We start from the raw sequence: 11,697 nt of genomic DNA, 5'->3' as shown, positions 1-11,697 counted from the left end.
GTCGTGATCTCGACGCCGACGATCGACCCGTCAGAAGGACTCCGGAGGGCGGTACGAACCCCACACGGCCCGCAATGCGTCGCTGACCTCACCGACGGTCGCGAGCGCCGCGAGCGCCCGCTTGGCGGGATACAGGACGTTCTCGCTGCCCTCGGCGGCTCGCCGGACGGCGTCGAGCGCGGCCGTCACCTCGGCGTTGTCGCGCTTGGCGCGCAGGTTCTCCAGGCGGTCGCGTTGATCCTGTTCGATGCTCGGGTCGACCCGGAGCGGCGTGTAAGGCTCCTCGACATCCACAGTGAACCTGTTGACGCCGACGACGACGCGCTCACCGCTGTCGATCTGTTGGGACGTGAGGTAGGCGGCCTGCTCGATCTCGCTCTTCTGGAACCCGGCTTCGATGGCCTGAACGGCCGAGCCGTACGAGAAGACCCGCTCGATGAGGGTGTTCGCCTCGGCCTCGATCTCGTCGGTCATCGCCTCGATCACATAGGAACCGGCGAAGGGGTCGACGGTGGCGGTCACGTCGGTCTCGTACGCGAGGACCTGCTGGGTGCGCAGGGCGAGCCGCGCCGCCTTCTCCGTGGGGAGCGCGATGGCCTCGTCGAAGGAGTTGGTGTGCAGGGACTGCGTGCCCCCGAGGACCGCTCCGAGTCCTTGGACGGCGACGCGGACGAGGTTGACCTCGGGTTGTTGGGCGGTGAGTTGGACGCCCGCCGTCTGGGTGTGGAAACGCAACATCAGCGACTTGGGGTTCTTCGCGCCGAACTCGTCGCGCATGACGCGCGCCCAGATCCGGCGGGCCGCGCGGAACTTCGCGACCTCTTCGAGGAAGGTCGTGCGAGCGACGAAGAAGAACGAGAGCCGGGGCGCGAACTCGTCGACGTCGAGACCGGAGTCGATCGCGGCGCGCACGTATTCGATGCCGTCGGCGAGGGTGAAGGCGATCTCCTGAACGGGGGTCGCGCCCGCCTCCGCCATGTGATAGCCCGAGATGGAGATCGTGTTCCACTTCGGAATCTCGGTGCGGCAGTAGGCGAAGGTGTCGGCGACCAGGCGAAGCGACGGCGCGGGCGGGAAGATGTAGGTGCCGCGCGCGATGTACTCCTTCAGGATGTCGTTCTGGATCGTGCCGGTCAGAGCCGCCGAATCGACGCCCTGTTCCTCGGCGACGAGCTGGTAGAGCAGCAACAGCAGCGACGCGGGCGCGTTGATCGTCATCGACGTCGAGACCTTGTCGAGCGGAATGCCCGAGAACAGCGTCCGCATGTCCTCAAGGGAGTCGATGGCGACGCCGACCTTGCCGACCTCGCCGTGCGCGATGGCGGCGTCGGAGTCGTAGCCCATCTGCGTCGGCAGGTCGAAGGCGACGGAAAGGCCCATCGTGCCCGCCTCGAGCAGCTGGTGGTAGCGACGGTTCGACTCGGTCGCGGTGCCGAACCCGGCGTACTGGCGCATCGTCCACGGCCGCGTCGTGTACATCGTCGGGTACGGCCCGCGCGTGTACGGATACGAGCCGGGGACACCGAGACGATCGGCGAGACCGTCGGCCACGTCCTCGGGGCCGTAGACGGGGGTGATCGCGAAACCGGACTCGCTGCGACGCTCAGACATGAACCGATCTTAAGTACGAAGCGGTGGGGATGGACGCAAAGGTCGACCGTGGCGGACGTCACCGCAGGCCGTGGCGGTGCACGGAGCGGGAAAGCCGCCACACCATCGCGAATGTCACGAATCGGAGCGCACGGTCACGCGTACGGGAAGTGAAACGCGGTCCCCGGAGTCGTCGAAGTTGCGGCGACGCGCCACACTAGGACGGTTGAAGGAGGCCCCCAAGTGACGTTCCCGCCCGATGCCGCCACCGCCCAGGGGCGGCCTTTCCATGAACAGGCCAGGCCTGGAACGGTGCTCGCCGACCGCTACGAGTTGACCGAGCGCGTCGGTGATGGCGGACACGGCACCGTCTGGCGCGCGCACGACCGGCTGCTACGCCGTGACGTCGCCGTCAAAGAGGTGACGTTGCCGCCCGAGCTCCCCCCGGACGAGCGACAGCAACGCTGTGAACGAACCTTGCGCGAGGCGCAGGCCGCCGCCAGCCTGTCCCACCCGTCGGTGGTGCGCGTGTTCGACGTCATCAACGAGGGCGGCCGCCCGTGGATCGTCATGGAGCTGTTGGAGGCGCGCAGCCTCGCGACGATCATCTCGTCCAGCGGTCCCATGCCCGCGCGAGTCGTCGCGAAGATCGGGCTGGCCCTGACGGGCGCGCTCGAGGCGGCGCACGCGGCAGGGATCCTGCACCGGGACGTCAAGCCCGGCAACGTTCTCATCAGTTCCGACGGGCGTTGCGTGCTCTCGGACTTCGGTGCCGCGGCGGGCACGGCGGGGACCGGCCACACCGCGCCGGGCATGGTGCTCGGTTCCGCGCACTACATCGCGCCGGAACGTGCCATCGGCGGGCAGGCGGAACCGGCGAGCGACCTGTTCTCCCTCGGCGTGACGCTGTACGCGGCTCTCGAGGGCCGTCCGCCCTTCGACCGCGGTGACACCACCGCGACGATGCAGGCGGTCGTCCACGACCAGCCTGAGGCTCCCCGGCACGCGGGAGTGCTGACGCCGCTTCTGGGCGGGCTCCTGGAGAAGGACCCGACGAAGCGGTACACGACCGCGACGACGCGCAACACGTTGACGGCGTTGCTGTCCGGGCCGCTCAGCGACGACCCGTCCGCGCCGCCGGTGTCCGGTGGCCCGGTCTCGGGCGGACCGATCTCGGGCATTCCGTCGTCGGCGGGGGCCTACGGTGCCCCGCCGCAACCGGCCATCCCACCCGGAGCCACCCAACTGCTCCCGCATCAGCAGCCTCCCGCGCGGGTCGACCCGATGACGGGCGCCCCGTACGGCCCGTCGAATCGGCAACCCGAACCGGCGCCGTTCACCCCTCCAGGGCAGTACGGTCCGGCCGACGGCTACGGTCCGTCGGGCCCCGGTGGTCCGGGCGGCTACGCCAGCACCGGATACGCCGAGCGTCCCGAACCGAAGAAGAGCAAGGTGGGCGTCCTACTCGGCGCCGGCATCGGCGTCGTCGTCCTCGCGCTGATCACCATCCTCGGCATCAACATGTTCTCGGGTCCGAACGAACCTCCGACGGATCCCGACGACACGGCGACCAACGAGCAGGAACCGGAGCACAGCCCGGAGTTCGAGGCCGAGAAGTACGTCGACCCGGCGGGCAAGTTCAACGTGATGGTCCCGAAGGGTTGGAAGGCCGCCGTCAACGGCAAGACCGACATCTCCGACCCGGAGGACGGCTCGGTGTGGCTTCGCTTCAACGTCACCAAGGAGACCGCGCCGAAGAACGCCCTCGTCAGCGGTGGCAAGTGGCTCAAGAAGCACGACTTCAAGGAATACGAGCAGGTCGGGCTGACGGAGATCACCATCGCCGGAATGGACGGTTGGATGCTCGAATACAAGGGCGTCAACAAACAGGACGTCCTGCGGCACGGAATGTGGGCGATCGTCACCGACGGCGAGGTCGGGTACCACGTGTACATGTCCGTACCGGACGCGAAGTTCGCCGAATGCAAGCCGTACTTCGACACGGCGGCCGCGACCTTCGCCGTCGGCGAGTGACGGCCGCGACACCCTGAACTCCCTGGTGGGGCCGCCTTNGGGCGGCCCCCCACACCCGTTTCGGGTCCCGGGCGCGGACGGGCCGCCCGAAGATCGGGGTCGGTCCACGCGGGTCCCGCCGCCGAACATCGGTCCATATCGGATCCATCCGGGGCGCGGGATCGCACCGCCTTCCATTCCGCGACCGGCGGCACCATTGTGGGAGGATCGACCCCATGTCTGAGTCGACCGCCGCCGAGAACCCGTCCCTGAGCACCTTGCGGGCCACAGTCCTGCAATGGATCACCGACGACCCGGACCCCGCCAGCCGAGACGAGCTCTACCGGCTCCTCGACGCGCTGCCCCGCAGCACCACCGAGCTCACCGAGCGCTTCGGCGGACGTCTCGCGTTCGGCACCGCGGGGTTGCGCGGGCCCGTCCGCGCCGGTCCGATGGGGATGAACCGCGCCGTCGTGCGCGCCGCGGCGGCGGGTCTATCCGGGTGGCTCGACGACAAGGGCGCCGTCGGCCCCGTCGTCATCGGCTTCGACGCCCGGCACGGCTCCACCGACTTCGCCGAGGAGACCGCGCGAGTCGTCACCGGCACCGGTCGCGACGCCCTCATTCTGCCCCGGCCGCTCCCCACTCCGGTGCTCGCTCACGCCGTCCGCGCGCTCGGCGCGGCGGCGGGCGTCATGGTGACCGCCAGCCACAACCCGCCCGCCGACAACGGATACAAGGTGTACCTCGGCAAGGAGCTCGGCGGAGTCGACGGCGCGGGCGCGCAGATCGTCTCCCCCGTCGACCGCGAGATCGAGGCGCGCATGGACGCACTCGGGCCCCTCACGGAGATTCCGCTCGGCGCCGCTCCCACGGTCATCGGCGAGGAACTGATCGAGTCGTACCTGACCGGTGTAGCCGGGGTCGTCGACCCCGACCACCCCAAGGAACTGTCCACTGTCGCCACCCCAATGCACGGTGTCGGCGGCGCGGTCCTGCTGGCGGCGATGGACCGGGCGGGCTTCGCCCCCGCGACGCTCGTACCGGAGCAGGCCGAGCCGGACCCGGACTTCCCGACCGTCGCCTTCCCGAACCCCGAGGAGCCCGGCGCGATGGACCTGCTGCTGGCCCTCGCTCGAAGCGCCGACGCGGACCTGGCGATCGCGCTCGACCCCGACGCCGACCGTTGCGCGGTCGCCATTCCCACCGCGGACGGACGATGGCGGGCGCTGCGCGGCGACGAACTGGGCGTGCTGCTGGCCGACCACCTGATCCGATCGGGACGCGGCGGGACGTACGCGACGACGATCGTGTCGTCGACGATGCTGCGCCGCGTCTGTGAGGCTCGCGGCGTCGACTACGCGGAGACGCTCACCGGTTTCAAGTGGATCGTCCGAGCCGCGGCCGATCTGGCCTTCGGTTACGAGGAGGCGATCGGATACTGCGTCGCTCCCGATCACGTTCGCGACAAGGACGGAGTCAGCGCGGCATTGCTTGCCTGTGAGCTCGCCGCCGGGCTCAAGGCGGAGATGCACACGCTCGGAGACAGGCTCGACAAACTGGCTCGCGAGTTCGGTGTGCACGCGACCGACCAGCTGTCGATCAGGGTGGAAGACCTGCGCGAGATCTCCGACGCCATGGCGCGGCTCCGGTCCGACCTGCCGACGTCGCTCCTCGACGACCCGGTGGTCGAGCACACCGATCTGCTACCGCACGCGGACGTCGTGACTCTCCACACCGAACACGCCCGCGTGGTCGTCCGGCCGTCCGGCACCGAGCCGAAGCTGAAGGCGTACCTCGAGGTGGTCGAGCACGTCACGAACGACGCCGACGGCGACGACATCACCGCCGCCCGCGACCGGGCCCGTGCCTCGCTCGCCGCGCTACGGACCGAGATCGGCGCGGCGCTCGGTCTCTAGACCGAGAACCCCTCGGTTCGCTTGGTTGGTTAAACGTCCCGCTTGGTTGGGCAAATGTTCAAAACACGCCTGTTTTCGCAATTTGCCCAACCAAGCGGAACTTTTGCCCAACCAAGCGGATTCAGGGCCACCGTTTACTTCGGGTCGAGTGACGACGACGATCATCCGGCCATGCTGACAGGATGACGGGATGGAGCCCGAAGAGGAAGTGATCCCGGTCCTGCGGGTGAAGGACGCCGTGATCGCCGTCGACTGGTACTCACGGTCGGGTTTGTCAAGCAGTGGGAGCACCATTTCGAGCCGGGTCTACCCGCGTTCGTCGAGGTCGCGCGCGGGCGAATGCGGCTGTTCCTGTCGGAACACACCGGCGACGCGCGACCGGACACATTGGTGTATCTGAGGGTTGCCGATGTCGATTCGATGGCAGCCGCCTTCGGAGTGCCCGTGGAGGAGGCTCCGTGGGCACGGGAGACGGAGCTGCGTGATCCCGACGGCAATCGGCTGCGCATCGGGACCCCGAGGGCCTGACTGGCGGGCCCACGTCGCGATGACGGCGACACGGCGACGGTGGCCGGCGCGACCAGTTCGATGGCCGCCAGTGCTGCAAGAGTCCCCGTGGCACGGGACCCCGGTTCGCCTACCTCGCACCACAATGGGGGGACGCCCGTTAGAACGACGGGTGATTCGGATCGGCGTGGCCGAGGAAGCGACCGGCGTCCGGGGCGCCCTCGGTCTCCCGGCCGACACGACCCCGCAGATCCTCCACCTCGCCTCGAGTCAGCCTGATCCGTCGCAGCACACGCAGGTCCTCGGAAGAGCGGTAGTAGCGAAATGCCGAGGTCGGGGTGCCCCAGTCCGGGCCGTAGGTGTCGCGCAGGAACGCCTCCGGCCGGCGCGGAACCGCCACCTCTACCCCCCGAATCGTCCGCGAGTCGCACGGCTCGAAATCGGCGGGTGTCAAGTTGTGCGCCGCGAAGGACCAACAACGTCCCTTATGGAACCATACGGGGTTGACGTCGATTCCGACGCCGTCGATGCCGAGATGGAACGGCCTTCCGTCTATGGCCAGGCGAACGTCGAAGCCCGCCTCGATCGCACCGAGCATCACGTCCATGATCTCCCCGCGTACCGCCATCGGATCGCTTTCACGGCAGAGGAACGCGACGTCGAAGTCGTCGTCACCGCGGATGATCGCGCCGTCGCGCCACACGCCCAGCAGCGTCCCGTACACCGCGAAAAGTTCACGCCCAAACCGCTCACGGAACACCGAACGCGCCGCCTCGTACGCCCCCAGCCACGCCGCTTCGAGCCGCCCGTCACCGCTCCCGGGCGGAGACAGTCGGCCCTTCTTGTTGACCGCGTATCCCTCGTCCAGCAGACGACCGAGCTTCCCCGCGCCTCCCGGCACCTCCACGGTGAACGACGCGCCTCCCTCGGTGTTCAGTAGCGCAGTCTCACCACAGCGGACGGTCAACCGGGACGTGGACGGGAACAGTTCGAGGACCGGGTGCAGGACCGTCCAACCGAAGCCCGGAAGCGCGCGCCCCTCGTCCACCGGCAACGTCTTCAGCGGGACGCCGTCACATTCGACGACGACCTCACGCGGGCCGTCCGGCAGCACGAAGCCCTGAATGGACAGTCCATGGTCCCCGATCGTCGCGGCGACGAATCCGGCGATGATCTCCTCCCCGTCCGCGTCGGCGCGCACCGACCGGTCGACGCGCGAGTCGACGGTCTCCCGGTCCTCACCCAGCCGGTGGCTCACGTAGTCGAGACGGAAGCGCCACGCCAGGTTCGCCCGGTGGGTCCATGCCGCGTCGACCTGGCGCAGTCCGTCGAGGGCCCGCGTGTAACGCTCGGCGGCGTCGACCGCCCGTCCATCGCGTTCGTACAGCGTCCCCAACATGAACAGGTCACGCACCCGCGACGGGGCCGCCGACACGACACGGTTCAGCGCGCCGACCGCCATGTCGAACCATTCACGTCGCTCCTCGGCGGTCGATAGAACGTATTCGCCGTCCTCGTATGCGAACGGGACTTCGGCGGCACGCGCGGCGATCGCCGCCAAGCCCGTCCGATACCCGAGGTCGCCGGGCTGCGACTCGGTCAGTTCCCGGCTCAGTCGCAACGCGCCGTGCCAGTCCCCCACTTCGCCGAGCGCGTTCGCGAGCCATCGTGCCAAGCGATCGCTGGCGGGGAAATGCGCTCTCGCCGCGCGAGCGACGGCGATCGCGCCGTGGGTGTCGCCGGAGCGTTCCAGGGCCATCGTGAGGAACCGCATCACGTCCACGTTCGAGGGTTCGAGCCGGAGCGCGCGGCGATAGTCCTCCGCGGCCTCGGCCCAGTCGCCGAGGCGGCCCGAGAGAGCCGCGCGCCGACGAAGACAGTCGGCGAGATCCCGGTTGCTGAGCCGCGCGCCGACCCGGATCGCTCGACTGTAGACGTCGACGGCTCCCGAGAGGTCGTAGAGTTTCTGGCGGGCCTCGGCGGAACGTCGGACGGCGACCATGTTGCTCGGATCGAGCGCTAGCGCCGTGCGATAACACTTCTCCGCGATGCGACCGGCTCTGAACCGATGCCATGCGCCGCCGAGGCGACGCATGGCGTGACTGACGGCGCGACGGGGCCGGCCCCTCATCGATTACTCCCAGAAGACGGCGCTGACGACGCGCGCGGTTGCCTCGCCGTCATCCCATGGGCAGAAGCGATTGACGAAACGCTTGTACTCCTCGGCGTGGTTGGCGTGCAGGGCCTGCGCATTGTGGACGGCTCGAGCGAGATCCGCCTCGTTGTCGAGGATGGGGCCCGGCACGGTGGACTCGTAGTCAAAGTAGAAGTCACGCAGGATGTCACGGTAGTTGTCGAGGTCGTACGCGTAGAACAGCATGGGCCGCCCGGTGTTGGCGAAGTCGCACATGATCGTCGAGTAGTCGGTGACGAGGATGTCCGTCGCCAGCAGGAGATCCTGAGCGTCAGGGTAATCGGTGGCGTCAATGACGCCGCTTGACACGCCGAGCCGGTCGGCGATGTTGGCGTGGCCGCGGAATACCAGGACGTGGTCGTCCCCGAGTCGGTCGGCGATCTCGGCGAGGTCGACGCGCAGGTCGAGCTGGTAGCGACCACCGCGATGCGCGTTGTCACGCCACGTCGGCGCGTACAGCACGATGGTGCGGCCGTCGTCGACACCGAGCCGCTCCCGGACGAGCGCCGCGCGGTCGGCGACATCCGGCGCGCGGAAGACGTCGTTGCGGGGCGCCCCGGTGTCGAGAGTGACACCGTTGTAGGAGAAGGCTCGCTCCAGAATCGACGAGGCGAAGGGGCCGGGCGCCACCAGGTAGTCCCACTGTGCCGACTCGGTCGCGATGGTGTCCTTGTAACCCTGGTTGGCGAACGCGATCCGGTCGATGTCGAGCCCGATCTTCTTCGTTCCGACGCCGTGCCAGGTCTGGACGACGGTCTGGCCCGCGGACTTGGCGAACACCGGCGGCAGGTGGCCGTTCGTGACGATGTACCGCGATGTGGCGAGAGCCTCGTAGTAACGGGCGCTGCGGTACGGGACGGCGGTGGCCCCGGCGGGGACGGTGAACTGCTGGTCTCGGACCACCCACAGGTGTTCGAGGTCGTCGCGGTGTTCCATAACAGACTCGAAGACGCGGGCCGGGCTGTCGGAGTACTGCTTTCCGAGGTAGGACTCGTAAAGGACGGCGGGCCGGATCGGGCCGCGCGCGCTCGGGTAGTACTCGGTGCGCAGCCAGTATTGGTTGGCGGTGCCCGTCTCGGTGACGTCGAGGTCGGAGCCGACGTCGATGACGAGGTTGCGGCCCTTGACATCGGTGACGGTGTACCGGCGGTCGGCATGGGTCGTGTCGATCGGAAGGCCGGTCGTCTCGGCGTTGTCGACGGTGACGGGGACGTCCCCGTCGGCGGTGATCAGCCGCACGTCCCACACACCGGCGCGGATGGGAACGGTGTCGCCGAAGCGGTCGAGGGTCGACAGCGGGAGGACGGCGGTGAGCCGGTCGCCGTCGACGGTGACGTCGAAGCGGTGCTGTTCGGTGCGTCGACGGGCGGAGAGGAGCAGCGCCCGCGCCCGCTCGATGTGTTCATAGTGGATCGTCATAGTGACGGTCGCGTCGGCTTCGACGGCGACGTCGGCGAGGCTCGCCAGCGCGGGTCCGTGCCGGAGTCGGGCGCCCGCGTTGGGGCCGCGCCAGACCCGCAGCTCGTGGGCGCCGACGGACAGTGGCTTCGTGACGTGGTCCGGCGCGGTGAGCAGTCGCCGAGCGGGTGCGTCGGCGCCGGGTTTGAGGAACAGTTCCCAGTTCGCCGGCGGCGTGTCCGCGTCGGTTTCGGGTGGTTCGCCTGGCGCGTAGACCGCGGCGAGGTCGATATGGCAGACGGCGCCGTCGCAGTCGCGGGACACCGGCAGCGCCGTGTACTTCTTGCGGTTGCGCTTGCGCAGTTGGATCTCGGCTTCGGCTGATAGCGGCTCGGGTGTGTCGAGGCGCAGAGCGAGTTGGTCGCCGTCGACTTCGGCGCTGGACAGTAGTGCCGGTTCCAATTGGGATCCGCAGCGCAGTTCGCCGCCCTCCCACCAGAGGCGGAACCACCAGCCACCGCCGAGCGGGGTCTGGAGGGGGCGCTGCGCCGGGCCCGGCAACGGCCGGGTGACGGGGCCGCTGCGGGTGATGGGGCCGCATCCGGCGGCGATCATCACGCGCCAGGTGCGTTTGCTCCAGCGCCATGCGCGGCGGAGGCGACGGAGCGGGATCGAGGCGGTGAAGCCGGTCGCGGCGCAGTCGCGGGCGGGCGGCGTGGCGAGCGCGTCGGCGAGGGGTTCGACGCGGGGCGTCATCTTCGCGTCGATCCAGGTGCCGTCGCTCTCGAGCCAGATCCGGGCCGGTTCACCGGTGACCCCGGAACCGTGCAAGCGATCGATGTAGGCCCACCCGTCGATTTCGAGGCGGCCCTTGACGAGCCGGACATCGCTGATCCTCGAAACGAGGCCGAGCTCGTCCGCGACGTCGACCACGACGTCGGGAATATCGACGACGCCGGAACGGCGCGCCGGGGCGTCGAGGACGACCGTGTCTCCGGAGACCACGACGGGAGTGAAACGGAGGGTCTTGGCGCGTTTTGCGCGCAGTAGTTCCTCCAGTTCGTACCCGGCGCCCTGGCTGAGGAGGACCAGCGCGAGCCGAGCATCGGCGCTGATGCGGCGAACGGCGTCCCGCGACGCCTCGGACAGGAACCGGGCGGTCGCCGCCGACAGCTCCTTCCGATACGCCTCGTCCACATCGGGGTACAGGTCGACGAATATCCGCAGGTCACGGGACAGGGCGAGCATGTCGTAGTCGGTCTTGAGCTCCTCCCCCGCCGTTTGGGCGATGAAGCGGGAGTTCGACAGCAGCGCCTCGACCCGGTCGTGGATCTGACGGGGGTCGGAACGCCTCGCCTGAGTGATCGACAGGTCGCCCCGATCCCGGACCCGCCACATTGACGACACTATGGACAGAACGTCGACCGCGCCCGCCTGGACGTGCGCGGGAATGATCGTCGGGACGTCCTCGTACAACACGCCGGTCGGGAACTTCAGGTCCGCGTCGCGCCAGAACGACGATCGCCAGACCTTGTTCGGCGCCAGGTGATCCTTGAGCAGATCGTGATCGCGGGTGACGTGCGTCGACAGCCGGGGCGCGTTCATGAGGCCCCGGTACATCGGGGCCTGCCAGGTGCGGCCCGAGTCGAACCGGTGGACGTTTCCGGTCGCGAAGTCCGAGCCGGTCTCGTCGAGGGAGTCGACCATCGCGCGCCAGGCGCCGGACGGGACGACGTCGTCGCTGTCGAGGAACACGAGGTACTCGCCGGAGGCCAGATCGGCCCCGACGTTGCGCGCAGCGCCCAGCCCGGCGTTCTCCTGGGTGATCAACTGGAAGCGCGGGTCCCGGTCGCACCAACGTCGAGCGATCTCGGACGACGTGTCGGTCGAACCGTCGTCGACGAGGATCGCCTCGAAGTTGTCATAGTCGACGGACGCGACCGACTCCAGGCACTCGTCGAGATACCTCTCGACGTTGTAGATCGGGACGATCACGCTCAACCGTGGTTCGCGCGCAGCACCATTCACGACGACCTCCCCAGCGACACCGCACTTGTGCTCTTCACGTCATGGCCG

Annotated in this window: 5 protein-coding genes and 1 pseudogene; 3 read left to right on the top strand and 3 right to left on the bottom strand. The window is 68.8% G+C overall.

The window, feature by feature from the left end:
- Window positions 1-30: 30 nt before the first annotated feature.
- Window positions 31-1,611: an acyl-CoA mutase large subunit family protein gene (locus ACM9NP_RS02795; protein WP_415644959.1), complete on the bottom strand. Its 1,581-nt coding sequence runs from the start codon at window positions 1,609-1,611 to the stop codon at window positions 31-33.
- A 222-nt stretch (window positions 1,612-1,833) separates the two neighbouring features.
- Between ACM9NP_RS02795 and ACM9NP_RS02790 the strand changes: the two genes are divergently transcribed.
- The 3 genes and pseudogenes from ACM9NP_RS02790 (at window position 1,834) to ACM9NP_RS02780 (ending at window position 6,050) form a co-directional block, all read left to right on the top strand.
- Window positions 1,834-3,624, top strand: a complete 1,791-nt coding sequence (locus ACM9NP_RS02790; RefSeq protein ID WP_415644958.1) for a serine/threonine protein kinase — start codon at window positions 1,834-1,836, stop codon at window positions 3,622-3,624.
- Window positions 3,625-3,839: 215 nt separating this feature from the next.
- A complete protein-coding gene (locus ACM9NP_RS02785; RefSeq protein WP_415644957.1) occupies window positions 3,840-5,522 on the top strand; it encodes a phospho-sugar mutase in 1,683 nt (560 codons plus the stop codon).
- A 190-nt stretch (window positions 5,523-5,712) separates the two neighbouring features.
- Window positions 5,713-6,050, top strand: a pseudogene (locus tag ACM9NP_RS02780) (glyoxalase superfamily protein).
- A gap of 139 nt (window positions 6,051-6,189) precedes the next feature.
- Here the strand turns inward: ACM9NP_RS02780 and ACM9NP_RS02775 are convergent.
- Entirely contained in the window at window positions 6,190-8,160 is a 1,971-nt protein-coding gene (locus ACM9NP_RS02775) for a tetratricopeptide repeat protein (protein ID WP_415644956.1), read from the bottom strand.
- A gap of 3 nt (window positions 8,161-8,163) precedes the next feature.
- On the bottom strand, window positions 8,164-11,649 hold the full coding sequence (locus ACM9NP_RS02770; RefSeq protein WP_415644955.1) for a bifunctional glycosyltransferase/CDP-glycerol:glycerophosphate glycerophosphotransferase: 3,486 nt from the start codon (window positions 11,647-11,649) through the stop codon (window positions 8,164-8,166).
- Window positions 11,650-11,697 lie beyond the last annotated feature (48 nt).

This window comes from Stackebrandtia soli (assembly GCF_965137155.1).
GTDB lineage: Bacteria > Actinomycetota > Actinomycetes > Mycobacteriales > Micromonosporaceae > Stackebrandtia > Stackebrandtia soli.
The sequence above is the reverse complement of the archived record's forward strand: the minus strand, read 5'-3'. Positions and strand labels throughout refer to the sequence as shown.

Excerpts from the sequence above, each read along its gene's own strand:
- ACM9NP_RS02795 (WP_415644959.1), bottom strand. The coding sequence starts at position 1,611 with ATGTCTGAGCGTCGCAGCGAGTCCGGTTTCGCGATCACCCCCGTCTAC.
- ACM9NP_RS02775 (WP_415644956.1), bottom strand. The coding sequence starts at position 8,160 with ATGAGGGGCCGGCCCCGTCGCGCCGTCAGTCACGCCATGCGTCGCCTC.
- ACM9NP_RS02785 (WP_415644957.1), top strand. The coding sequence starts at position 3,840 with ATGTCTGAGTCGACCGCCGCCGAGAACCCGTCCCTGAGCACCTTGCGG.